Source organism: Trichocoleus sp. FACHB-90, from assembly GCF_014695505.1.
GTDB classification, from domain to species: domain Bacteria; phylum Cyanobacteriota; class Cyanobacteriia; order Cyanobacteriales; family FACHB-T130; genus Funiculus; species Funiculus sociatus.
Window position 1 is genome coordinate 19231 of the sequence record NZ_JACJOK010000003.1, and the last position, 22195, is coordinate 41425.

The 22195-nt window shown below is 47.3% G+C and carries 28 protein-coding genes; 6 read left to right on the plus strand and 22 right to left on the minus strand.

The window, feature by feature from the left end; translation table 11 throughout:
* Positions 1 to 112 precede the first annotated feature (112 nt).
* The 3 genes from H6F74_RS00135 to purN all read left to right on the plus strand — a co-directional run bounded on the left by H6F74_RS00135 (position 113) and on the right by purN (position 1808).
* Entirely contained in the window at positions 113 to 400 is a 288-nt protein-coding gene (locus H6F74_RS00135; RefSeq protein WP_347269462.1) for a type IV pilin-like G/H family protein, read from the plus strand.
* Between the two features lie 114 nt (positions 401 to 514).
* Positions 515 to 1114, plus strand: a complete 600-nt coding sequence (locus tag H6F74_RS00140) for a type IV pilin-like G/H family protein (RefSeq protein WP_190434484.1) — start codon at positions 515 to 517, stop codon at positions 1112 to 1114.
* Between the two features lie 7 nt (positions 1115 to 1121).
* Positions 1122 to 1808 carry a phosphoribosylglycinamide formyltransferase gene (gene purN, locus H6F74_RS00145; protein WP_190434487.1) on the plus strand — a complete coding sequence of 229 codons (687 nt, stop codon included), beginning with the start codon at positions 1122 to 1124 and terminating at the stop codon, positions 1806 to 1808.
* 71 nt (positions 1809 to 1879) lie between these two features.
* On the opposite strand, the gene H6F74_RS00150 is transcribed toward purN, so the two are convergent.
* The 18 genes from H6F74_RS00150 to H6F74_RS00235 form a co-directional block, all read right to left on the minus strand.
* Complete coding sequence (locus H6F74_RS00150) at positions 1880 to 2470, minus strand: CPBP family intramembrane glutamic endopeptidase (RefSeq protein ID WP_190434489.1); 591 nt, start codon at positions 2468 to 2470, stop codon at positions 1880 to 1882.
* 42 nt (positions 2471 to 2512) lie between these two features.
* On the minus strand, positions 2513 to 3574 hold the full coding sequence (locus H6F74_RS00155; protein WP_190434492.1) for a DUF3326 domain-containing protein: 1062 nt from the start codon (positions 3572 to 3574) through the stop codon (positions 2513 to 2515).
* A gap of 59 nt (positions 3575 to 3633) precedes the next feature.
* Positions 3634 to 4836 (minus strand): RNA-guided endonuclease TnpB family protein, encoded by a 1203-nt coding sequence (locus H6F74_RS00160; RefSeq protein WP_190434496.1) that lies wholly within the window; start codon positions 4834 to 4836, stop codon positions 3634 to 3636.
* A 124-nt stretch (positions 4837 to 4960) separates the two neighbouring features.
* Positions 4961 to 5161: a hypothetical protein gene (locus tag H6F74_RS00165; protein ID WP_190434500.1), complete on the minus strand. Its 201-nt coding sequence runs from the start codon at positions 5159 to 5161 to the stop codon at positions 4961 to 4963.
* Positions 5162 to 5415: 254 nt separating this feature from the next.
* On the minus strand, positions 5416 to 5739 hold the full coding sequence (locus tag H6F74_RS00170) for a 2Fe-2S iron-sulfur cluster-binding protein (protein ID WP_190420760.1): 324 nt from the start codon (positions 5737 to 5739) through the stop codon (positions 5416 to 5418).
* 54 nt (positions 5740 to 5793) lie between these two features.
* The gene (locus H6F74_RS00175; protein WP_190434503.1) at positions 5794 to 5943 is read right to left on the minus strand and encodes a hypothetical protein; all 150 of its coding nucleotides are present in this window, start codon (positions 5941 to 5943) and stop codon (positions 5794 to 5796) included.
* An 84-nt stretch (positions 5944 to 6027) separates the two neighbouring features.
* Complete coding sequence (locus H6F74_RS00180; protein ID WP_190434507.1) at positions 6028 to 6468, minus strand: protein tyrosine phosphatase family protein; 441 nt, start codon at positions 6466 to 6468, stop codon at positions 6028 to 6030.
* Positions 6469 to 6793: 325 nt separating this feature from the next.
* Entirely contained in the window at positions 6794 to 7030 is a 237-nt protein-coding gene (locus tag H6F74_RS00185; RefSeq protein ID WP_190434510.1) for a hypothetical protein, read from the minus strand.
* Positions 7031 to 7067: 37 nt separating this feature from the next.
* The gene (locus H6F74_RS00190; RefSeq protein ID WP_190434513.1) at positions 7068 to 7241 is read right to left on the minus strand and encodes a ssl1498 family light-harvesting-like protein; all 174 of its coding nucleotides are present in this window, start codon (positions 7239 to 7241) and stop codon (positions 7068 to 7070) included.
* Between the two features lie 544 nt (positions 7242 to 7785).
* Positions 7786 to 8742 carry a F0F1 ATP synthase subunit gamma gene (locus H6F74_RS00195; RefSeq protein ID WP_190434517.1) on the minus strand — a complete coding sequence of 319 codons (957 nt, stop codon included), beginning with the start codon at positions 8740 to 8742 and terminating at the stop codon, positions 7786 to 7788.
* A 112-nt stretch (positions 8743 to 8854) separates the two neighbouring features.
* Positions 8855 to 10372, minus strand: coding sequence for a F0F1 ATP synthase subunit alpha (gene atpA / locus H6F74_RS00200; RefSeq protein ID WP_190434520.1), 1518 nt, complete (start codon positions 10370 to 10372; stop codon positions 8855 to 8857).
* A 112-nt stretch (positions 10373 to 10484) separates the two neighbouring features.
* Positions 10485 to 11042 (minus strand): ATP synthase F1 subunit delta, encoded by a 558-nt coding sequence (gene atpH, locus H6F74_RS00205; RefSeq protein ID WP_190434522.1) that lies wholly within the window; start codon positions 11040 to 11042, stop codon positions 10485 to 10487.
* Entirely contained in the window at positions 11042 to 11611 is a 570-nt protein-coding gene (locus H6F74_RS00210) for a F0F1 ATP synthase subunit B (protein WP_190434525.1), read from the minus strand. The genes atpH and H6F74_RS00210 overlap by 1 nt, the downstream gene beginning before the upstream one ends.
* Before the next feature lie 83 nt (positions 11612 to 11694).
* Complete coding sequence (locus H6F74_RS00215) at positions 11695 to 12180, minus strand: F0F1 ATP synthase subunit B' (protein WP_190420329.1); 486 nt, start codon at positions 12178 to 12180, stop codon at positions 11695 to 11697.
* Between the two features lie 214 nt (positions 12181 to 12394).
* A complete protein-coding gene (gene atpE, locus H6F74_RS00220; protein WP_010994186.1) occupies positions 12395 to 12640 on the minus strand; it encodes an ATP synthase F0 subunit C in 246 nt (81 codons plus the stop codon).
* A 128-nt stretch (positions 12641 to 12768) separates the two neighbouring features.
* Complete coding sequence (atpB, locus tag H6F74_RS00225; RefSeq protein WP_190434528.1) at positions 12769 to 13524, minus strand: F0F1 ATP synthase subunit A; 756 nt, start codon at positions 13522 to 13524, stop codon at positions 12769 to 12771.
* A 59-nt stretch (positions 13525 to 13583) separates the two neighbouring features.
* A complete protein-coding gene (locus H6F74_RS00230; RefSeq protein ID WP_313931314.1) occupies positions 13584 to 14027 on the minus strand; it encodes an ATP synthase subunit I in 444 nt (147 codons plus the stop codon).
* Between the two features lie 150 nt (positions 14028 to 14177).
* Positions 14178 to 14345 carry a hypothetical protein gene (locus H6F74_RS00235; protein WP_190434532.1) on the minus strand — a complete coding sequence of 56 codons (168 nt, stop codon included), beginning with the start codon at positions 14343 to 14345 and terminating at the stop codon, positions 14178 to 14180.
* 4 nt (positions 14346 to 14349) lie between these two features.
* On the opposite strand from H6F74_RS00235, the gene H6F74_RS00240 reads away from it, so the two are divergent.
* Positions 14350 to 14652, plus strand: coding sequence for a hypothetical protein (locus tag H6F74_RS00240; RefSeq protein WP_190434535.1), 303 nt, complete (start codon positions 14350 to 14352; stop codon positions 14650 to 14652).
* A 157-nt stretch (positions 14653 to 14809) separates the two neighbouring features.
* Here H6F74_RS00240 and H6F74_RS00245 read toward each other — a convergent pair whose 3' ends face one another.
* Positions 14810 to 16006 carry a class I SAM-dependent methyltransferase gene (locus H6F74_RS00245; protein WP_190434539.1) on the minus strand — a complete coding sequence of 399 codons (1197 nt, stop codon included), beginning with the start codon at positions 16004 to 16006 and terminating at the stop codon, positions 14810 to 14812.
* Between the two features lie 440 nt (positions 16007 to 16446).
* Between H6F74_RS00245 and H6F74_RS00250 the strand changes: the two genes are divergently transcribed.
* On the plus strand, positions 16447 to 19851 hold the full coding sequence (locus H6F74_RS00250) for a phycobilisome rod-core linker polypeptide (protein WP_190434542.1): 3405 nt from the start codon (positions 16447 to 16449) through the stop codon (positions 19849 to 19851).
* Between the two features lie 26 nt (positions 19852 to 19877).
* On the opposite strand, the gene H6F74_RS00255 is transcribed toward H6F74_RS00250, so the two are convergent.
* The 3 genes from H6F74_RS00255 to H6F74_RS00265 form a co-directional block, all read right to left on the minus strand.
* Positions 19878 to 20051, minus strand: coding sequence for a hypothetical protein (locus H6F74_RS00255; RefSeq protein WP_190434547.1), 174 nt, complete (start codon positions 20049 to 20051; stop codon positions 19878 to 19880).
* A gap of 142 nt (positions 20052 to 20193) precedes the next feature.
* On the minus strand, positions 20194 to 20523 hold the full coding sequence (locus H6F74_RS00260; RefSeq protein ID WP_190434550.1) for a hypothetical protein: 330 nt from the start codon (positions 20521 to 20523) through the stop codon (positions 20194 to 20196).
* 814 nt (positions 20524 to 21337) lie between these two features.
* Entirely contained in the window at positions 21338 to 21565 is a 228-nt protein-coding gene (locus tag H6F74_RS00265) for a hypothetical protein (RefSeq protein WP_190434553.1), read from the minus strand.
* Between the two features lie 92 nt (positions 21566 to 21657).
* On the opposite strand from H6F74_RS00265, the gene apcA reads away from it, so the two are divergent.
* A complete protein-coding gene (gene apcA, locus H6F74_RS00270; RefSeq protein WP_190434555.1) occupies positions 21658 to 22143 on the plus strand; it encodes an allophycocyanin subunit alpha in 486 nt (161 codons plus the stop codon).
* The last annotated feature ends 52 nt before the right edge of the window (positions 22144 to 22195 follow it).

Sequence of the window (22195 nt, forward strand, 5' to 3'; positions counted from 1 at the left end):
TGAGTATCAATTCAGCATTGACTGATTCTACCCATAGCTTGATTTCTCCGACAGTTTCTTCCGGTTTCCTTAACTTGGATACCTAAATAAAATTGGCAGTAATGGCTCAAAAATTGAGCATTTGGGATTCGGCAATTTGCAAAAGTCAAAAAACTACGGCTATATAATTTTCCCACCAAACGATCCTACCCAAAGCGTACTGATGGTTGCCAAACCTTTTCGGCCGGATCTGAAAATGTACTCAAGCGGAGTATTTGTTACCAAAACTCAAGATAAATCTTTTACGGTTGCTGGGGTTTGTGAAACTATTAAATCCGTTGCCATACCTGGTATGCCGAAGTATTCTAACAATGGAAAGTCGGCAATTGAATGTCCTACTGGTTATCAGCTTGTGAAGTAGTGAATCCTTGAAAAGGGAGTAACTTGGTGGCGGTGAGTTAAGCTAACGCTACGCTTTGTATCTCAATACAATCGATACTGGTAAAATGCTTTTAATCTCTCGGCTGTTACCTGCATGAGTAAGACTTTCTTAAAGCATTGCTACCTTCAAGTTGGTTTGCCAATCCTGCTTCTACTTGGGTTACTTAGTAGTATCGCCACCAGTGTAAATGCCCAAGCTGTGAACGAAACCGACAGGACGCGAGAAAATCCTTCAACTAGGAACCAAACGGACAGTACGCGAGAAGGTGAAGCTAAACAGTATATTGCCGCAGTGAACCGCGCTCAACAAGCTTACTATATCCAAAATGGCAAATTTGCCACATCAATGCAGCAGCTGGGGCTGGGACTTCAACGCCAGACACAGAATTATCGCTACAGGATAGTCCTCCAACGTCAGAATAGTGCTTCTACCTCTGCAAGCGAACAGCCGAGTATATATGGTCAGCCAGGCGATCGCGTCGAGAGTGTGATGATGATTGCCGTTCCTAGACGCCCTGCACTTAAAAGCTACACAGGGGCAGTGTTTGCCACGATCTCTGTGCGTGCAACCAGCACCAGGGCTGTTGTTTGCGAAACCGCTAAACCCTCAGCTTCGCCTCCGATACCGCAAGATGGTAGAAGTCAATCTGGGCAAATTACCTGTCCTGCTGGTTCTCGTTTATTAAGAGGTTGAAGGCTGCATGAGTAATAATTCTGCATCGGTTGATACCCCCAGCTTAGTTTCACCGTCCGTTTATCCCAGCTTTCTTGGTGATGCTAAACCGTTAAAATTGGGAGTGATGGCATCTGGGAATGGCAGTAATTTTGAGGCGGTAGCAGAAGCGATCGCGCAACAGCAACTCAATGCCCAAATTCAAGTTTTGATTTACAATAATCCGGGTGCAAAGGCAGCAGCACGAGCCGAAAAGTTGGGCGTTCCCACTGTTTTGCTGAATCACCGAGATTTTAAAAGCCGCGAAGAGTTGGATCAAAAAATTGTTGAAACTTTGCAGCAGTATCAGGTGGAATGGGTGATAATGGCGGGTTGGATGCGAGTCGTCACGCAAGTTTTAGTTGATGCTTTCCCCGACCGAATTATTAATATTCATCCCAGTTTGTTACCCAGTTTCAAGGGTATAAACGCAGTAGAGCAAGCTTTGAATACTGGGGTAAAAATTACTGGCTGTACGGTTCATCTAGTAAGTGTGGAAGTTGATAGCGGTAAGATTTTGCTACAAGCAGCTGTCCCAATTTTGCCGGACGACACGCTTGAAACGCTACACGCCAGGATTCAAGTTCAGGAACACAAGATATTACCGCAAGCGATCGCTATATGTCAGCGATCGCATTTTCTCGGTACTGGGGAAGAGGTCGCCTCCCAATGCTAGTTCCCTGTCCCAGCCTGTAAACTAGCAGGTTGCGGTTGCAGCCACGACCGAAGCGAATCAAACCGTAAACTTCACAACTTTTTATAGTCCAGCTTCCAAAGGCAACTAGAAATCACATTCGTAGTGATGTGAGCCACAATTGGCACTAGCAAATTACCAGTTGCTAAGGCACTATATCCCAACAGCAACCCTACCGTTGTTGCCCAAACTGCATAAGACCATTGCTGAGGGCTGCTGAGGTGTAATATTCCAAAACAGAAACTCGATCCTACCAACCCAACAACGTTTAACCCCACTGCTGGCAGCATCACACCCCGAAACAACAATTCTTCACTCAAACCAGGTAACAGCCCCAGCCAAATCAAATCAATCCACAATAAAGGTTTTAGCACCAATTCCAGGTAGTAATCTGCGCTGCGCTGGTAAGCAGGCCAAAGGCGATAGACTATGCTACTAGCACCACTGATTCCCAGCCCCAAGCCCACCCCTAGAAGTAACGCTTTTACTGTCAGGCGCAGGGGTAGAAGGGAGATGGAACCAAATTGCAAGCACAGCTTGGAGATTAGCAGCAACACAACAGCTGTCGCCCCCATTGCAATTAGAATTTGGGTGCGCGTCAGGGGTTCGATTTCGGGATTCTCAGGAAGCTGTTTTGTCGCCATTTTGATTTTTGATTTTTGATTTTTAGGCTGGGGATTGCCTACTTACTGAATTTCCATTATCGACGAGAGCGCCATTCTCAGGGCAGATGGACTAATGCCTGCTCGATGAGCTACCAAGACACCCAACGCCTCTAAATATGAGTTTACCCGCAATGCTTTAATTCCCAGCTGTTCTGGAGGAACTTGCATTTGGGTTTTATTTTCTTGGACGGCAATAATTTGTGCTTTTGACTGGCTGAAGCTGAGGATAGCACTGCCGCCGCAAGCAGTTGCAGGTACAACGACGGCATCAACTTGTTCTGCCCACATATCTTTAGTTTGACTTAAAGCTGTTTTTGTGGTGATAAATTGAGGTGCGCGGCTAAGTCCCACCAAAACGCAGGGTAAGAAGGTGTAGCCCAATTCTTCGGCAGCTGAGCGGGGAGAGAGGTGCGGATCGGGGGGAGATGGCAAAAACGCCGGGGCGTGAGCGCAAGGAATTTGAAAAGTCCGCACGAGGAGATGACTAATTACAGCTTCGGCACCAGCCACGGGGTCTACTCCCTGCCCGTGCCGATAATTTTCCAGGGCTTCGCTTTCGATGTCATCGGGGAAACGGGCAACGACTGCGATCGCTTCGGCTCTCCCTTTGGTAATCAGCACTTCAGCCGCTCGTAACAAACTATCTGGATTTCCAAGTGTCCCCCAACTGGCTCCAGAAGCGGCTGTTTGCAGTTCCACATCTAGCGGTGCATCAGTCACCACATAGTCGGTGAGATTCAATCCCAGCGTGGCTCTGGTGGCATCCGCTGCCTGAATGTGCCGCAGCCGCAGTTCTGGTTCAATGGCTTGATCGAGGATTAAACCCACCCGGTTTTGATGTACTGGTCGCAGCCCCCAGCACGATGACGCGAATTTGTCAAGTCCGTAACCTTCAACATAGAAAGCGTTGGGCAAATTCCAGTAAAGCTGAGCGCCGTTGAGGACGTTGGGGTGAGTAATGAGGGTGTCAGAGATTTGAGCGATCGCTCTGGCGACTGGCAGAGCATCCCCCGCATAACCGCCAATTGATGCCCCCACCCCAGTCGGGACAATCAATACAACCGTGTATTGACGCTGATTCATTTTAAATTTGTCTAACGATTGACATCCTCCCCGGCGTAAACGCACGGGGATTCCAAACATCACTGTTTGGGCTTCCTCTTTCTGCGACTCGGCTTACTTGAAGGAGTTTCCTCACTCAAGCAGAGGTCGATATCTCCAGAGGCGTTAAGGGTTCCCGTGTGTCCCACGGTACGCAGTCCAAGTTCTAATATGTTCCGCGCCGCGTTCCAATCCCGATCTAAGACAAAACCACAATGAGGACATTGATGAGTTCTTTGACTTAATGATTTTTTCGCAACCTGACCACAATTAGAGCAGTTCTGGCTGGTGTAGTGAGGGCGTACTGCAACTGTCACCACCCCAAATACTTTACCGAAGTATTCTACCCAGTCCCTAAAAGCTGTCCAAGCCGCATCTGATATTGACTTGGACAGCTTTTTGTTTTTAACCATGTTCAACACCTGCAAGTTTTCATAGGCTACCAAGTCGTTAGACTGGACTACGCACCTTGCCAATTTCACAGCAAAGTCTTTACGCTGCCTACTTACCTTGAGGTGTTTTCTACTCAAGCGATTCCTCGCTTTAGCTCTGTTTTTAGAGCCTTTTTGGGTTCTAGAAAGTCTGCGGTTAAGCCTTTTAAGAGCTTTCTGGGACTTTCTCAGATGACGTGGATTCTCAACAGAAGACCCGTCAGAATCAGTATAGAAGTGGGTTAGCCCTACATCTATACCAATAGTTTTCCCTGTTGGCTCTCGTTTTTCGACTCTCTCAACATCAAGACAAAACTGAACGTAATATCCATCAGCTCGGCGGACTACTCGAACTCGTTTAATTTGGCTCAACTGATAGAAGTGCAAATCACGGGTTCCCCAGAGTTTGAAATTCCCTGCTTTAAAGCCATCGGTGAAGGTGATAAACCTTCTATTCGTAGAAAGCTTCCAACCACAAGTTTTGTATTCTACAGAACCATGTGTTTGATGCTTTTTAAAGCGTGGAAACCCTTTTAAGGCTGCTTTCTTTTTGCAGTTGTCGTAGAACCGAGCGATAGATGACCAAGCTCTTTCAGCAGCGGCTTGTCGCGCCATTGAGTTAAGGTTGTTTGCCCAAGGAAATTCCTTGGCAAGAACCGCACAATAGGCGCTTAGTTCGTAGCGTCCAGTTCCTTTGTTGTCCATCCAGTACCTGATGCAGCTATTACGAATAAAACGAGCAGTGCGAATGGCTTCGTCTAGCCGCTCGTACTGCTCCTTTTTTCCTTCTAGCTTGGCTTCAAATACCAACATTTACGTCATTGAATTGGGTATAAAAACTCTCTCACAGTTCTAGACACAATAAAAAGCCGCCCTGAAATGCGGGGCTTTAAACGCACTAATTTCGGTAAACTCGCCTTGAGCAAACAAAGCCTGTCTAAGCAGGGTTTGCAGCATTGACATCAGATTCCACTGTGACAATTGCTTCAACGTGAGCTTTTTGTTTCTCAATATCTACACTGGTGACAGCCCAGCGTAGAGGTTCACCTCGTTTTTGCAACTCGGACTCAATTGCCTGATTTAGTTGCACAGGCGATTCTTGGAGATCAATTTCAGCTGTAATAAAGTGTGTTGTCATGTTAATCCCTTCTAAAAACTTTATCTTGTGGTGTGAAATAACCCCTTTTTAAGGGGGCAGGGTGGTTTCATTTATTAAAAGAAAATTCAGTAACGTTGATTTTGGTTGGCGGTAGGGGCTTTTTGATTGCCATGCCCCTACAAAATGTCGCAATTTTCGATATTTTCTAAGGGTTGAATGAAACCACCCTGCTTATAAGAGGGCGCTGGGGGTAATGCCCACCCCTGTTGCCCAATGTGTCGGCGTTAGCCGCCCTACTTCTGAAACTGCCCAAATTGCAGTTCATAAAGCTCGTCTTCTTTCTCAGTTTCAATCTTCAGATTTGAGCGCGGATAAGCGATACACAGCAACGCATAACCCTGTGCCTGAAGTTCCGGACTAACGCCCATGCCATCAGTCTGATCCACCTTTCCTTCTACGATTTTAGCTGCACAGGTAGTGCAAACTCCCGCATTGCAGGAACTCGGCAAGTCTATCCCAGCTGCATAGGCAGCTTGGAGGATAGCTTTATCCTCTGGCACTTCTATAGTCTGGCTGGTGCCTTGGTGTTGAATTTCGACGGTGTAAGTTTTAGACATCGTACAAGTCTTAAGCTTGAGACTCCGACTTCTTAATTATCCAGATTTTATATTCTATAAGTTAATCATCCCAGTTGCTGTGAAAAACCGGACAGAGGAAAATTTATTGCTTTTGATGCCTACGAGACTCTGGCAGAAGCTCATGTAGCACTGATTCAGCCAAGTAGCGATCGCACACATTGAATCTTGGATTGTGCTTGACAATTGGCACTTAATGCGAGTCTACGAATTCCACGGCTGTTGAAGATGCGATCGCACCCTGACTCTAACTGGTGCGCGGCTCGAAAACTACTGGTACTCAATTACCTGCTCAATAAACTTCTGCCAATTATCATTAGGAATCCAAATCTGGTGTAAGTCTCTCTTCGCATCTTCGTCACTCATGCCTTCATGAATCAGGCGATAAAGATACATAAAGGCTGATACTCTCATGTTGGCAGCACAATGGACAAAAATATTTTTATCGGCATTGGCTTCCATAACGCTGAAAAAACACCTGATATCATCAATAGTGGGATTTTCCCAAACCACAGGAATATGTACATATTCCATACCCTGAGTTTCAACTACTTCTTTCTCATCAGGCAAGGCATTTAATGATTCTGGTAATGCTAGATTGACAACCAGTTGATATCCTGACTCGCTGATAGCTGAAAACTGCTCTTTTGTAGGTTGTCCCGCCGTAGCAATGGAGTCGGATAGTTTCAGAAAGTTGTATATGTCTTCCATTGAGTCACCCACAAGATTGATTGGAAGGGCATTATTTATATATAGTTTCAGAATATTATAGATATTTTGAATTATTTTACCTCCCATATTTTCTTTTACTCATATAGCAGTTTGTGTCGAAGTAGTTTCGCCTGCAACAGTCTCTCCGTCTGCTGTTCGCACCGCAACGCTTACGCGCGCGATTTGCAATTGCCAGGTATTTTTGCTTTTACCTTATAGCGCCTCAGCACCATTGGCGATTTCTAGAATAACTCTTTGTCGCTCAAATAATAAAACCCCAGCTTCGTAAAACTGGGGTTTTAAAAATATGCAAGCCGTCCTCATCCTAATAAGAGTAGAAAGTACAAGCTCCCACAATAACTGTGAAGACAACAGCTTTTAAAATGTTATTGAAAAGTCGTCCTAGTTCCGGGCTATCTCCTAGCACTGCATCATCCTGACCTGCGGTAAAAAACAGGGACCAAGCTTGATTAGCAGTGATAGGTGCAAAGTTGTTGAAATCAGCATTAAAAACAGTCGGCGCAGACACGGAGCGGACATCTAAATTAAAGTCAGTCTTCATAACAAATCTCCTTGGTTTCTTATACTTTTACGTTTTATTAGTAGCTGATACCAAATGCAGTCAGCACCAGCAGAGAGACAAATACAATAGCGATCGCGCCTTGAAGGGCATAGTTACGCTGCTGGTCTGGTGAGGGAGCTTCTGCAACGTACACAGCAGGCTCGGCTGCATAGTTGTTCAGGATGCCTCTTTCGTCGGTGGTGTATCTCATGGTTGCTTTTCCTTTGTATCTCTATGTTAACTATAGTAACACTTTGTAAAGAAAATGCAACAAAATTGTAACTTTTTGCTATATGTTTTAGTTTGGGCAGCGATAGGGGCTGCTTAACAATGGATAAAATGTAAAAAAAATGCGCCTGAGCCATCTCAGCCGCCTTCTATCAGAATGGACAACGATATACTTCTTTTTCTTGTCAGTGTTGGCGTACTCGCCCTTTATCTCGTCTTCTCCGCGCTTACGGAAATGGGTACTAAACTCCCGTGGAAGAAATAGTCAGTTTTATTAGGTGGGCTTTTGTCTACGACTACCGACGAGTTCCATGTTGTAAGTCTTCTCGTAAATCCAGGTTTGCTATATATAGCGTTTTTCAGTTGGGTGGAATATATCCCGGTTCGGACGTTCGGGCCACCAAGGTTAGGGACATGGCATTGCCATGTCCCTACAGATGTATCGCACCCAACCCTTGAATTGCTATAAAAAAAATGCGTCCGATAAATCTCAGACGCATTCTACTATTTCAACTTGAAACTTAAATCTAACCTTGTAGCGCCTCGGCACCGCCGACGACTTCCAAGATTTCTTGGGTAATTGCTGCCTGACGGGCTTTGTTGTAAGTTAGGGTCAGGGTGCCAATTAGTTCTTTAGCGTTGTCGCTGGCGTTGTTCATTGCAGTCATCCGTGCCGCAAGTTCGCTGGCAGCTGACTCTTGCAATGCCCGTAGCAACTGGTTATTCAGATACAGCGGCAAGAGGGCATCGAGAATCTGCACCGGATCTTGCTCGAAAATCATATCCCGTGGGAAATCTCGAACTTGGGTAGAGACTTTTTCCCGCGTTACTTCAAAATCGCCGCCTCTACTTGTGAGGCGGAAGATTTCATCATCTCTTGCTTCTAGCCCTTGCGTAGTCAGCGGTAGCAAAGTTTGCACCACTGGACGAGAGCTGATTAAGGAGACAAACTTGGTGTAGACTAATTCAACCCGATCGACTTCCCCGGCTAGGAATAAGGAAAGCAGTTCGTCAGCAATTTGAGAAGCTTCCGCTGCTGTGGGAATCTGTTCGAGACCCGTGTAGGTGCCACCATCTACAACTGGCTGTTCGCGGCGTTGGAAATACTGGATGGATTTGCGCCCTACCAATATATATTTGTAGTCCAAGCCTTCTGCTTTGAGTTCCTTGGCGCGGTTTTCGGCGCGACGGATGACGTTGGTGTTGTAACCACCGCACAGACCGCGATCGCCTGAAATTACCAATAACCCCACGGTGCCGACTTCCCGTTGTTTTAGCAAGGGCAGATCCACATCTTCAAACCGTAAACGGTTTTGCAGATTGTAGAGAACCTGCGCCAGACGGTCAGCAAAGGGACGGGTGGCAATTACCTGTTGTTGGGCGCGGCGCACCTTGGCGGCGGCAACTAGGCGCATTGCCTCGGTGATTTTTTTGGTGTTTTTGACCGACTGAATGCGATCGCGAATAAATTTTAGATTTGCCATAGTTTTGTCAGTTGTCAGTTGTCCTTTGCGAATGGCTAATTGCTAATAGCTAATTGCGAATAGCTACTTTTTACAATTAGCCATTCGCGATTAGCTATCAGCTTTGGACAAATTACGCCATCGCCATGAAGGTCTTCTTAGCTTCACCGATCGCTTCTTTGAGAATGCCTTCCGCTTCTTCGTTAAGCTGCTTCTGACTGCGGAGGATTTCCATGTACTTCGGCTTGCTGGTTTTCAGATAATCCCGCAGCGATCGCGCAAAAGGAGCAACCTTGTCTACTGGAATTTCATCCAAATAGCCATTCAAACCGGCATACACAATTGCCACTTGCTCAGCCACAGATAGGGGCGAATATTGCGGCTGCTTCAAGAGTTCCCGCAAGCGCTGACCCCGTGCCAACTGGTCTTGAGTTGCCTTATCCAAATCCGAGGCAAACTGGGCAAAAGCTTGCAAGTCGTCAAACTGCGCCAACTCCAGTTTCAGCTTACCAGCCACTTTTTTCATCGCCTTGGTTTGAGCCGCCGAACCCACCCGCGACACGGAAATACCGGGGTTAACTGCGGGACGCAAACCAGAGTTGAATAAGTCGGAGGTCAAGAAAATCTGACCATCGGTAATCGAAATCACGTTGGTAGGAATGTACGCGGAAACGTCACCAGCCTGGGTTTCGATAATTGGCAGCGCGGTCATGCTGCCTTCACCTAGTTCTGTACTCAGCTTCGCCGCACGCTCTAGCAGGCGGGAGTGGAGATAGAACACATCCCCAGGATAAGCTTCCCGTCCGGGTGGACGACGCAGTAGCAGGGACATCTGGCGATAAGCTTGGGCTTGCTTGGAGAGGTCATCATAGATGATCAGCGTCGCCTTGCCCTTGTACATGAAGTATTCTGCCAAACTAGCGCCCGTGTAGGGAGCCAGATATTGCAGGGTTGCTGGGTCGTTGGCTTGAGCCGCGACTACGATGGTGTACTCCATTGCGCCTCGTTCCTGAAGCACGTTCACCACTTGGGCTACGGTTGAAGCTTTTTGACCGATGGCGACGTAGACGCAAATCACGTCCTCTTCTTTCTGGTTGAGGATGGTGTCAACTGCGATTGAAGTTTTCCCGGTTTGTCTGTCACCAATGATTAGCTCTCTCTGACCCCGACCAATGGGAATCATCGCGTCAATAGCGGTAATCCCAGTTTGCATCGGTTCATAAACTGAGCGCCGCTCAATAATTCCTGGTGCGCCTGATTCAATCAGACGAGATTCGGTGGTCTGAATTTCTCCTTTACCATCAATCGGACGGGCAAGTGCGTCTACCACCCGACCAATCATGGCTTCTCCCACTGGCACCTGAGCAATCTTGCCTGTGGCTTTAACTGAGCTCCCTTCCTGAATCTGGCGACCATCGCTCATCAGCACTGCGCCCACGTTATCTTCTTCCAGGTTCAGGGCGATGCCAACGCTGCCGTCTTCAAATTCCACCAGTTCCCCAGCCATGACCTTATCCAGGCCATAAATCCGGGCAATACCGTCGCCTACTTGCAATACTGTACCAACGTTAGAAACCTGAACTTCTTGGTCGTATTGTTCAATTTGCTGGCGAATAATGTTGCTAATTTCGTCTGGTCTGATGCTGATCATGATTAGTTGTTCTTGTTTAGAGGGTTACAGGTTGCAGGTTTTGGGTTGAATGTTTTGGGTTGCTTTTTAAAGACTTTCAACCTTTTAACTTTCCAACCTTTAAACTCAATTGCTAGGCGGCACGGCCCAGGCGTAGTCCAATGCGGCGTAGTTGTCCTCGCAAACTGGTATCAATCACCTGAGAACCTACTTTGATGATGACACCACCAATTAAGTCTGGATTGAGTTTAGTAGCGAGTTCAACTTGGTGCGCTCCGGTGATGGCTTTGACTTTTTCACTGATAGCCTGCCGCTGGGCATCGTTCAGTTCTACTGCTGAGGTGACTTCTGCTAGGACAGTCTGGTTTAGCTTTCTTAGAAGCGCTTGGAAGTGTTGCAAAACTCCCTCGATAAAGATGATCCGCCGTCTATCCACCAGAAGCATCAAAAAGTTGAGGATGGTAGGGTGGAGTCCGTCGCCAGCAATCTGCCGCAATACGGCTTTTTTATTTTCAGCGCTGAGTACGGGATTGCCCAGAAATTCCTGTAAATCTGGGGAGCTGTCTAGTAGGCTCAATAAAGAGCGGACATCTTCGCCAAAGCGATCTACTTGGTTCTGGGATTGAGCCAAGGACATTAGCGCTTCTGCATACGGCTCTGCAATTTCGGCGCTTAACATACTGCCTTTCATTACCGACCTCCTACACTGGCGATGCCACGGTCAATTAATTGTTGTTGAGCTGATTCGTCTAACTGACCTGTCAGTTGCGACTCGACTCTCTGCAACGCCATTGCGGCAACTCGCGATCGCAACTCGGCGATCGCTTTTTCCCTCTCGTTGTTGATATCCCCCAGGCTTGTCTGCCTCAAGCGTTCCACGTCCTGAGCTGCCTGAGCTAGAATTTTTTCTCTAGCTGCCTTAGCGGTAACTTCTGCTTCTGCTCGGATTCGCTGTGCCTCGGACTGAGCTTGAGCCAACTTCTGCTGGGCATCGGAGAGGGATGCTGCTGCTTCTTTTTGTTTAGCTTCAGCTTCCCGAATCGCTGTTTCTATTTTGGCACGGCGATCGCTTAGGATATTTCCTAAGAACTTCCGCCCAAAGTAAAACAGCACCACAAAAATAATTATCAGGTTGATCAGGTTGGTTTCTAAAATCTCGAAATTTACCCCGAAACCACCTTCCCCCGCTTCCTCTGCTAATTCAGAGCCTGCTCTTATAGCCTCTGTAGCCAGTAATAAATAAGTCCCCATGATCCCCATCTATTGAAGTTTGAAGTGTGAAGCTTGAAGTGTGAAGTTTGAAGTGTAAATTTTCATCCTTCATCCTTCATCCTTCATCCTTGCTATTTAACTAACTCTGGTCCCAAGAGTTTCTCCAGAATCTGGCGACTGAGGGCATCTACCTGTTGCTCCAGGCTTTGGAATGCCTCTTGCTTTTGCTGCTCAATTTCCTTAGCCGCTTGTTCTCTTTCTCCGGTCGCTTCAGCTTGAGCTTCCGCAATTTTGCCCGCCCTAATTTTATCTGCTTCAGCTTGAGCTGCGGCAATGGTTTCTTGAGACTGACGGCGAGTTTGAGCCAGTTCTTGTTCGTATTGCTTTGTCAAGCTTTCAGCTTTCGATAGGCGTTCGCGTGCCTCTAGTAGATTCTTGCGGACATAGTTATCGCGCTCGTCAATTGCCTTCGTCAGTGGCTTGTAGAACACGACATTCAACACCGCCACCAGGATTAAAAACTGCACAGCCATCAAGGGTAGGGTGGCATCAAGATCAAATAGACCCCCTTCTTTGGTGGCTGTTTCAACAGCCAGCAGAATTGTCCAGTGTGTCATAATTTTATGACCCCCTTCTCAAACAGGGTCGAGCTTTTAATTTGTTGCGTTCTAGGCGCTACGGGTATAGTTGAACTTACCGCGTAGCGTTAGCTAATTACGTATTGGTTCCGCGCTCAAAACTTTAACTATTTAAGAGTTGAATAATTGATGGCTCCCATCAAAATCCTCATCTTAAATTGTTAATAGTTATCTGAGCGCGGCTCGTCAAAATTTACGCGAAGGGGTTGGCAAACAGCAGTACTAGGGCAACGACCAGACCGTAAATGGTGAGCGCTTCCATAAATGCCAGCGAGAGCAGCAGAGTACCGCGAATTTTACCTTCAGCTTCTGGCTGACGGGCAATACCTTCTACTGCTTGACCAGCGGCATTACCTTGACCAATACCAGGGCCGATTGCAGCCAAACCAACAGCAAGAGCAGCAGCTAAAACAGAAGCAGCAGAAACTAATGGATCCATGATTTTCCTTACTTTTAAGTACAGAACGATTTGCTACTTTAGATTTAAGATTTTAGATTTCAAACAAAATCCAAAATCCTCAACCCAAACTTTTTCCCAATTGACATCATGACAGGCTATTGGTCGCCTCAGTCGTGATGTTCTCCTCCATGTTCCTCTACAGCTTCCCCGATATAGGATGCTGCCAGTGTCGCAAAAATCAAAGCTTGAATTGCACTGGTAAACAAACCTAAAATCATCGCTGGCAAGGGAACAAACAGGGGAACTAGGAGAACTAACACCGCTACCACCAACTCATCAGCCAGAATGTTTCCAAACAGACGGAAGCTGAGCGAGAGGGGTCTGGTGAAATCTTCCAAAATCTTGAAGGGCAACATGATAGGTGTCGGGTGAACGTAGTTACCGAAGTACCCTAAACCCTTCCTGCTGAACCCTGCATAAAAATACGCTAAAGAACTCAGCAAGGCAAGTGCCACTGTTGTATTAATGTCGCTAGTAGGAGCAGCTAGTTCGCCCTCTGGTAGCTTAATTAGCCTCCAGGGAACGAGCGCTCCCGACCAATTCGACAAAAAGATGAACAAAAAGAGAGTGCCTACAAATGGCACCCAAGGACGATACTCTTTCTCACCAATTTGGCTTTTGGCTAGATCCCGAATAAAATCCAGGGCGTACTCCATCGTATTTTGTATACCGCGGGGAATTCGCTGGATGTTTCGAGTTGCAGCAATCGAGGCAATAATCAGAAGGGCAATTACAAACCAGGAGGTCAGAAAAACCTGCCCATGTACTCTGAAATTACCCAATTGCCAGTAAAACTGCTTGCCAACTTCCAATGCAGCAAGATGGAAAGTATTCAGGACGCTTAAACCATCTACGATGAACATTTCCGGGATTTCCACTTTCGTTGAGGATTGAGCGATTGAGAGGAGAGCTTCTGCCTGACCTATTGAGATTCTGGCATTAGCGTACTTCTCAGCACGTAGAAGATGAGCGCGGCTTTAAAGGTGAGAAATCCCAAAAAAATGGGCAGAATATGCAGCTGTTGCAATTGCGTTGCCGCTACAATTAGCCCAATAAATAGCGCCAGGCGATTAGATCCCAAACGCTTTTTTTGTCCGCCTAGTCGCTCAACATCCTTAGCCAACATTCTCAAGTAAACCACACCTGTGGATGCCCCAATCAAATAGTTTAGGGCAGTGTTCAGGGAATAAAAAATCCATACACAGATAAATATTATCCCTGTAAAAGCAACCGTAATCACCAACAACTGTTGTTGTAGTTGGTAATACTCTTGCATGGCGTTGTTTGTTTCTGCGGCAGGAGAACCGGGTGCTGGGAACTCCTGCGTCGGCGACGTGGTTGGTTGAGATTCGTTTGACAGGTTCACAACAGCTGAGAAGCGAGTCCTGCTAATAGACCTGTACTACAGGTCACAGCAATTTTGAATATACCATGCAGAGGTAACATTACTTAAAAAAGAATTAAGCCGCTTTCAGCCGGAATAGTATGTTCTATGCGAGCGTGTTCTAGCTCAAGGTCATTTTTTCTCATCTTTGAGGCTAGTTTCGCCCGGTCGTCGCTTCTTGATCTTTGGACAGAAGCGATCGCCCGCAAGTGGTACGTCGGTCGCCAGAGGTAAAGGGCTGTGAATTTTAGTTAACTTAGTTGAGTAGTAAGCTACAGGTAGTTTAACAGGAGGTAGCAATCCGATGAAATCTCGAACTTATTGGCTCTTGGCCATCATCGGCTGCACTGCCCTCATCAGTTCCCCAGCAGTGGCTCAAACGAACCGGATCGACAAATTTTTTAATGGCACTCCCCCCTACAATGGCGAAAGCCTGACAGAACCTCTCAACCGAGTGGAAGGGGAAGTCGATAGGGACACGGAGAATGAGCAGTCAGTTGAAAAGGTTGAACCGGGAACCACTTATGACTTTAAGGTGAGAGAGGAAACTCCTAATCCGGCCGAACGCCAGATAAGAGAAGAAGTACCAGGCAACTCAGCCAACTAAATATTACCGATGGGAACCCTTATAGCTCTTGGCTGAAGCCTTGATGCTCCATAAACAAAGCCTGCCAGCACTGGCAGGCTTTGTCTGTATAGCCCTTGACTGTAGCCGTTAGGCTTTTTATATATGTATTGGCGATCGCGCTAGTGGCTGATTACTTTTAAGTTGGTGTTAGCAAGATTAACTGCCCACTCAGGAGCGATCGCACTTTATCCAACTCCAACTTTCCATCTGCCAAAATTTCTTTCATGGTTCGCTGCTGGGTGGAGTTTTCATCACACGCTTGTAAAAATTGAAATTCCTCCTCTGATAAATTAATAATTTGATAATCGTAGTTAAACAGGCAACGGCTAGGCCATCCATCCATGCACGGGTTTCGCTCTGGTATCGCCTTTAACAGGGCTTCATCCGATGACCAATCTGATGAAGGTAGGGGAGGACGGCTTAAGAAAAACTCGTAGTGGGTGATGACTTCTGGATCTAATAGCTCAATCAAACGATATTTGGCGCGATCGCTCAAATTTTCGCTTCGTTTTATTAAGTCCGGGTTTTTCCCTATCAGTCGCTCTAACTGCCAGTTTCTAGGATTGGAAAATCCCAGAAAGTCCAACCCGGAAGCATCAATTAGTTCAAAAAGTGTCTCGATGTTGTAGTCAATCTCTTGGGGATGGACATACATATCGGCAAAACACTCATCCCGCTGATTTTCTAAAGACCAGCGATCGCGTTCTCTCTTGACAAGACGATTATTTTCTGGTAAAGCAGCAAATATTTGACGACCCAACTGTACGCCATCGCGGTAATCGCCGCGTTGGTCGTCTTGGAGGAGCGCGATCGCTTGTTGCATCAGCTGAATTTCCCACCGCCCCAGCTCAGCATAGACAAAAATGTGCATCAAGCCTCCAGGCGCTAACTTCGCCGCCAGGGACTTAATTCCTCGAATCGGGTCAGGTAAATGATGCAGCACCCCCACACAGTTAATTAGATCGAACTCACCAGGGAGTTGATCGGCATCGTACAGGCTCAAGTGATGAAACTCAACGCGATTTGCCCCTGAACGGCGAGTGCGCTCTTGTGCCACCCCCAGCGCACCTGCACTTAAATCAATTCCCACCACTTGTGCAGTAGGATTGAGATGAACCAGATACTCTGTTCCAACACCAGTGCCACATCCAGCATCCAAAATGCGGATATCCTGTTTTTGGGGTTTTTGACCCGTGCAGAAGCTATAGGCAGCTAGCCAGTTCCAGCGCCAGTTGTAGCCGGGAGGCGGACTATCCAGCAAGGGTTCTGGCGGAAAAGGGTAAGTATCGTAAAGTCGCTGAACAGCGTTGCTGATATCCTGCCTTATTTCCATATCACAAAATGACGCAAAGTAGAGACAATTGGGAAACGTAACAAAGCTTATCTTTTTTCTCAGGAAATGTATCGCAATTTAGTATTATGACACTGTGAATACACGGAGAGAATTCTACACACTTTTTAATAAACCTATCTAGCAAGCCCGAAAAGTTTTAATCTAAAAACTGAGCTGATTAAACCCAGGCAGTGGTTAGATGGGATGCTCTCCAGAAGCCTAGTTTGCCTAAAAATGAAGGCTCTCCGGTTGAAGCCCTTACCCAAGGGTGGATGAAAACACCAGATGTTGAAGGCGGTCGGATAAAGGCTGCATAAGCAGGCAGAAAGCACCTGCGGCAGTAGCCCAAATTCACGCCTTGGCACTTCATAATTCAACAGTGGCACTCTGGTCATGTTTAACGCAGTGACAATTTTTTTATAGGGAGCTTTTGAGATCCAATGAGTGTTAAGGCAAGTGGTGGAAGCTCAGTTGCGCGTCCGCAACTATATCAAACAGTACCAGTTGCAACAATTTCCCAAGCGGAACAACAAGACCGCTTCTTAGGGCGGGGGGAACTGGATGAGCTGAAAAGCTATTTCAGTTCAGGAAACAAGCGTTTAGAGATTTCCCAAACGCTCACCCAAAACGCCGACCTGATTGTGTCCCGCGCTGCTAACCGCATTTTCGTTGGGGGTTCCCCGATGGCTTTCTTGGAGAAGCCTCGCGAACCAGAACTGGCGATCGCGGGTACAGTTCCGGATGTCAAACAAGGGATGGCCCTGGGAAATGTCACCTATGTGGAAAGCAGCGGCGGCTTTTTGCAAGGTTTGCGGAGTCTCTTTAGCGCCAGCGGCGGCGGCCCCGCACCAGCAGGTTTCCGACCGATAAACGTCGCCCGTTACGGCCCGGGCAATATGCAGAAATCGCTGCGGGACTTATCGTGGTTTTTGCGCTACCTAACTTACGCGATCGTGGCCGGAGACCCTAACATCATCTCCGTCAACACGCGGGGTTTGCGGGAAATCATCGAAAACGCTTGCTCTACCGATGCCACAATTGTCGCCTTGCAGGAAATGCGAGGAGCAGCTTTGGGTTATTTCCGGCGCGATGATGAAGCGTCAGGTATTGTCAACGAATACTTTGAAGTTCTGATTAACGAATTCAAAGCTCCCACTCCCTCAAACAAAGTACGGCAGCGTCCTTCTGGCGATCAGCAAGGTCTGCAACTACCCCAAATTTACTTCAACGCAGCCGAGCGGCGTCCCAAATACGCCATGAAGCCCGGTTTGTCCTCCTCGGAAAAACAAGAAATTATCAAAGCTGCCTATCGGCAAGTCTTTGAACGGGACATTACCCGCGCCTACAGCCAAGGCATCTCTGACCTTGAATCCAAGGTGAAAAATGGCGACATCTCCATGAAGGAGTTTATTCGCCGTTTAGGTAAATCTCCTCTGTATCGGAAAAATTTCTTCGAGCCATACATCAACAGTCGCGCTCTAGAACTCGCCTTCCGTCACATTTTGGGACGCGGGCCGTCCAGCCGTGAAGAAGTACAAGAATACTTCTCCATCGTTTCCCAAAAAGGTCTACCAGGTCTGATAGATGCCTTGGTGGATTCTAAAGAATACTCCGACTACTTCGGCGAAGAAACCGTCCCCTACATCCGAGGTTTGGGTCAAGAAGCCCAAGAATGTCGTAACTGGGGGCCGCAGCAAGATTTGTTGAACTACAGTGCGCCTGTCCGCAAGGTGCCGCAGTTCATCACCACCTTTGCTGCTTACGATCGCCCACTACCGGATCAACACCCCTACGGTTCCGGCAACGACCCGCTAGAAATTCAGTTTGGGGCAATCTTCCCGAAAGAAACGAAGAATCCCAACGCCCGTCCGGCTCCCTTTGGTAAAGATACTCGCCGCATCCTGATCCGCCAAGGCCCAGGTATTGACAACCAACTGAGCAACCCAGCAGCTCGTCCGAAAGATCCGGGTTCACTCGGCCCCAAGGTGTTCAAGCTGGATCAACTTCCAGGCCCTAGCGGCAATGGCGGCGTATCTGCGAAGCGCTATGTGAAGAATTCCAGCGTCAAATACTCGGAAAGCTCCACCCAAGCGTTGATTAAGGCAGCTTACCTGCAAGTCTTTGGGCGTGATGTCTACGAAGGTCAGCGCCTGAAGGTCGCAGAAATCAAGCTGGAAAACGGCGAAACCACCGTGCGGGAGTTTATCCGGGTTCTGGCTAAGTCGGATCTGTTCCGCAAGCTGTACTGGACTTCGCTTTATGTCACCAAGTCAGTTGAGTACATCCATCGACGGCTGTTGGGTCGTCCCACCTACGGACGGCAAGAAATTAACAAGTATTTCGATATCTGCGCTAAGAAAGGCTTCTACGCCTTAGTTGACGCGATTATCGACAGCCCAGAATACAACGAGTCGTTTGGGGAAGATACAGTTCCTTACGAGCGTTATCTGACACCGGCTGGGGTAAGCTTGCGTAGTCTCCGCGTGGGCAGCATTACCGACACCGGACTCAAAGTTGAGAAGGAAGAAACACCCCGTTTTGTGGAACTGGGTCAAGTTACACAAATACGGACGGAACCCGATATTCAGTTCCGTATCAACCAAGGCGTTACCAAGAAGCGCGAACAAACCAAGGTCTTCAAGCTGACGGAAACTGAAGATAAGGCGCTGGTGCAAAATGTCATCCGGGCTGCTTATCGCCAGATTTTCGAGCGCGATATTGAACCTTATGTCGTGAAGAACCAATTCAGCGACTTGGAAAGCAAGCTGCGGAATGGTGAAATCAACCTCAAGGAATTCATTGAGGCGTTGGGAGGTTCAGAACTTTATATCAAGGAGTTCTACGCTCCGTACCCGAACACCAAGGTTATTGAGCTGGGGACGAAGCACTTCTTGGGACGTGCGCCGGTAGACCAAGTTGAGATTCGCAAGTACAACCAAATTCTCGCTTCTCAGGGCATCCGGGGATTTGTAGGCGCGATGGTGAATAGCGTAGAGTATGCCCAGTCCTTCGGCGAGGATGTGGTGCCTTACAACCGCTTCCCGACCCTGCCTGCGGCAAACTTCCCGAATACTGAGAAGCTGTACAACCAGTTGACCAAGCAGAATAATGACTTGGTGGTTCCCAGCTTTGAGCCAGTGAAGCCACGGATGGATGCGTCGAAGATGCCGCTCACGGGCAAAGCGATCGCTGACATGGCTGCGGCTGCTCGTAAGATGGACATGAGCAAGCCCAAGTTTATCGAGTTGGGTCGTTCCTTTACCAACGGTGACGGGCAATCTGTTGAGGTTGGTGTCGGTACAACGCGGCGCAAACCTGCACGGATTTACCGGATGAACCCAGGCATGAGCCAGGTGGAAACTGTACAAGTTATCAATGCCATCTACTGTCAAGTGATGGACATCTTCAGCGGTCAGGTTCCTGGTGAATTGCGGCGTTCGGAGCTGGATAGCAAACTCCGCAATGGGGATATCTCCGTGCGCGAGTTTGTCAAGACTCTGGCAAGTTCCGAAATCTACCGCCGTCGTTTCTATACGCCTTATCCCAATACCAAGGTGATTGAGTTCCTGTTCCGGCATCTCTTGGGACGCGCACCAGCTACCCAAGGCGAAATCCAGCAGTATAACAAGCTGCTGGCTGATGGCGGCTTGAAGGCGGCTGTAGAAGCAATGGTGGATAGTCCTGAGTACGCTCGTTACTTCGGCGAGGATGTGGTGCCTTACAACCGCTATCCGTCTCTACCTGCTGGTAACTATCTGGGTAGTGTGAAGGCTGCTGCTGACTTGGTGAAACAGTCCTGGTCTGATTTGTCGCCTTCTTATCTCGGTAGTACTTCTACCCGCTAAGAAGACCGGGCGAATATAATTCGCGGCTACACAAACATAGCCCGCCTGCGCGGGCTATAATCCCTCTGATCTGTGAGAAAGGTCAGGGGGTTTTTATTGAACCACAGAGGCGCTCCAGATTGCTGAGGAAGAGAGAAAGAAAAGAAGCGATCGCTATCTTCAGCAGAAAGTTGAATTGTAATAATTTTGGATTCGCTCATGTTTCTAGTTTAGGGATTGGAATGAGCGCGATCGCTTCTTTTTCCTAAGTTTATTTCAAGCTGCTATCTTAGGTAGGGCTAATCTTTCCCTTTCTATTCAAGTAGTTTCATCTCCAAATAAAACTTATTTCATCAATCAAAGCTATAGATACTGCGGTAAAATTTGATAAACCTGGAAACAAGATCCAGAGTCAGTTCGATTGCGAAATAAGCGTAAGTTATTTGATTTTTTGACTACTGATTGATGTGCTAAATCGCGTCTAAGCTCAAACTGTTTGCGAACATATTGATGAGCATCACCTGTTGTAGGAATAGATTGCCCTAACTTATCTTGTAAATATTTTTTCGCTAAGGTGAAAGCTGCGTAGTAAGCCAGATGGATACTACCACCCAACTCGGCTTCCCGATGGGCAGAAGTAGTAGCTTCACTGGCAACTTTCTTGGCTAAATATAAGATACTCTGACCAGTCAAACGCCATCGTGGAACTCTGGAATAGTAATCAAAAGCTTCTTAATTCCGTAGGGTAGAGGTCGCAACCAATCTTCATCGAACTGATTGAGCTTGTTAAGTCCATCATAGGGAGCGCGGCGTATCAAAATTGATAGTACCAGATGCACGTAGTCGATGATTTCTGGGTCTGGGACGACTTAAAGAAATAGCTTTTTATCAGAAAAGTAAGGGCGAATCTTTGCAGGTGCTTCCAGTAAAATCGAAACTAAAAACGGATATTTTTCAAGAAACTGCAATACTGCTAAGGGTTCTTTGAAGGTGTATAGCGTTTCTCAGGTGGGTAGAATATATCACGGTTCTGAAGTCTGGTCTACGTTGGTAGGGACATTGCAATGCCATGTTCCTACAGATGTATCTTACCCAATCTAAAATTACCATAAAAGTTTTTGAGGCGTTCTACTTCTTTTGGATGAAGCAGAATTGTATTTTTTCGCTGCGGTGTTTGGCAGCTTTATAATTGATTGCTTACTGCCAAAAAAAACATGGTTTAATTAGTATTGCCAAAATTTATTTCATGGGGCAGCTTTGGGTGCGATCGCTATCTTTTTAGCAAAAATTTGAATAGTAAATTAAACCGCGAAAAAAAGAGAGGACGGGGAGGAAGAGAAAAAGAAAAGCCCCCAACTCCCAATAGCTAAATAATTTTGTAACGCTGCCCTATGCCCTATTCTCACCTCCAGGCCACGGAACCAAGTTGTTGACCTTGGTTTTGGCACACCCAAGCGATGAAGGACAGTCCTCCCCTCCTGTGAGTTATGCCGCAGGAGAGAGTAGTTCACAAATCCCAGGCGCGATCGCTACCACTCAAGACTAGGCGCGATCGCCTTCGGAAAGCCCCTAAATGAGGATAAATGTTAAAAAGTATTAAGAACAGACTTGGAATGTGAACGTAATGCCGCAGAATTATTTGCGGAAGGTAGCTGAGTCTGAGGCGGTGTGTACCGACAGTTACGCTGAAAAATGCTAGAGATACTAAATCGCACACTTTAAGCGTAAAGTACATCTAATAGCAGCGATAAACTCAGACATTCCTTGCAGAATGCCAGTTTCAGCCTATCTGAATTAAAAACTTCTTTTGATTGGAGGAATCCAGAAATGAGTATCGTCACGAAATCTATCGTGAATGCCGATGCCGAGGCTCGCTATCTCAGCCCAGGCGAATTAGACCGGATCAAGAACTTCGTCACCTCCGGTGAAAAGCGTCTGCGGATTGCCCAAATGTTGACCGATTCCCGCGAGCGCATCGTTAAGCAAGCCGGCGACCAGCTGTTCCAAAAGCGTCCTGATGTTGTTTCCCCCGGTGGCAATGCCTACGGCGAAGAAATGACCGCCACTTGCCTGCGCGACCTAGACTACTACCTGCGTCTAGTAACCTACGGAATCGTTTCCGGCGACGTTACTCCGATTGAAGAAATCGGTTTGGTTGGCGTTCGCGAAATGTACAAGTCTCTGGGTACCCCAATTGAAGCAGTAGCCGAAGGCGTTCGCGCTATGAAGAATGCTGCTTCCTCAATGATGTCTGGAGAAGAAGCTGCTGAAGCAGGTTCTTACTTCGACTACGTGATTGGTGCCATGCAGTAGGGTGTTTCCCCTTCCCTGCTCTTGATTTAGATCTGACTACGTGAGATAAGGA

Excerpts from the sequence above, each read along its gene's own strand:
- H6F74_RS00255 (WP_190434547.1), bottom strand. The coding sequence starts at position 20,051 with ATGAGCGAATCCAAAATTATTACAATTCAACTTTCTGCTGAAGATAGC.
- H6F74_RS00240 (WP_190434535.1), top strand. The coding sequence starts at position 14,350 with ATGAAATCTCGAACTTATTGGCTCTTGGCCATCATCGGCTGCACTGCC.
- H6F74_RS00265 (WP_190434553.1), bottom strand. The coding sequence starts at position 21,565 with ATGTACTTTACGCTTAAAGTGTGCGATTTAGTATCTCTAGCATTTTTC.
- H6F74_RS00165 (WP_190434500.1), bottom strand. The coding sequence starts at position 5,161 with ATGACAACACACTTTATTACAGCTGAAATTGATCTCCAAGAATCGCCT.
- purN (WP_190434487.1), top strand. The coding sequence starts at position 1,122 with ATGAGTAATAATTCTGCATCGGTTGATACCCCCAGCTTAGTTTCACCG.
- H6F74_RS00180 (WP_190434507.1), bottom strand. The coding sequence starts at position 6,468 with ATGGAAGACATATACAACTTTCTGAAACTATCCGACTCCATTGCTACG.
- H6F74_RS00185 (WP_190434510.1), bottom strand. The coding sequence starts at position 7,030 with ATGAAGACTGACTTTAATTTAGATGTCCGCTCCGTGTCTGCGCCGACT.
- H6F74_RS00215 (WP_190420329.1), bottom strand. The coding sequence starts at position 12,180 with ATGACACACTGGACAATTCTGCTGGCTGTTGAAACAGCCACCAAAGAA.
- H6F74_RS00155 (WP_190434492.1), bottom strand. The coding sequence starts at position 3,574 with ATGAATCAGCGTCAATACACGGTTGTATTGATTGTCCCGACTGGGGTG.
- apcA (WP_190434555.1), top strand. The coding sequence starts at position 21,658 with ATGAGTATCGTCACGAAATCTATCGTGAATGCCGATGCCGAGGCTCGC.
- H6F74_RS00160 (WP_190434496.1), bottom strand. The coding sequence starts at position 4,836 with ATGTTGGTATTTGAAGCCAAGCTAGAAGGAAAAAAGGAGCAGTACGAG.
- atpE (WP_010994186.1), bottom strand. The coding sequence starts at position 12,640 with ATGGATCCATTAGTTTCTGCTGCTTCTGTTTTAGCTGCTGCTCTTGCT.
- H6F74_RS00170 (WP_190420760.1), bottom strand. The coding sequence starts at position 5,739 with ATGTCTAAAACTTACACCGTCGAAATTCAACACCAAGGCACCAGCCAG.
- H6F74_RS00210 (WP_190434525.1), bottom strand. The coding sequence starts at position 11,611 with ATGGGGATCATGGGGACTTATTTATTACTGGCTACAGAGGCTATAAGA.
- H6F74_RS00150 (WP_190434489.1), bottom strand. The coding sequence starts at position 2,470 with ATGGCGACAAAACAGCTTCCTGAGAATCCCGAAATCGAACCCCTGACG.
- H6F74_RS00140 (WP_190434484.1), top strand. The coding sequence starts at position 515 with ATGAGTAAGACTTTCTTAAAGCATTGCTACCTTCAAGTTGGTTTGCCA.
- H6F74_RS00190 (WP_190434513.1), bottom strand. The coding sequence starts at position 7,241 with ATGAGATACACCACCGACGAAAGAGGCATCCTGAACAACTATGCAGCC.
- H6F74_RS00245 (WP_190434539.1), bottom strand. The coding sequence starts at position 16,006 with ATGGAAATAAGGCAGGATATCAGCAACGCTGTTCAGCGACTTTACGAT.
- atpB (WP_190434528.1), bottom strand. The coding sequence starts at position 13,524 with ATGTTCATCGTAGATGGTTTAAGCGTCCTGAATACTTTCCATCTTGCT.
- atpA (WP_190434520.1), bottom strand. The coding sequence starts at position 10,372 with ATGATCAGCATCAGACCAGACGAAATTAGCAACATTATTCGCCAGCAA.
- H6F74_RS00250 (WP_190434542.1), top strand. The coding sequence starts at position 16,447 with ATGAGTGTTAAGGCAAGTGGTGGAAGCTCAGTTGCGCGTCCGCAACTA.
- H6F74_RS00195 (WP_190434517.1), bottom strand. The coding sequence starts at position 8,742 with ATGGCAAATCTAAAATTTATTCGCGATCGCATTCAGTCGGTCAAAAAC.
- atpH (WP_190434522.1), bottom strand. The coding sequence starts at position 11,042 with ATGAAAGGCAGTATGTTAAGCGCCGAAATTGCAGAGCCGTATGCAGAA.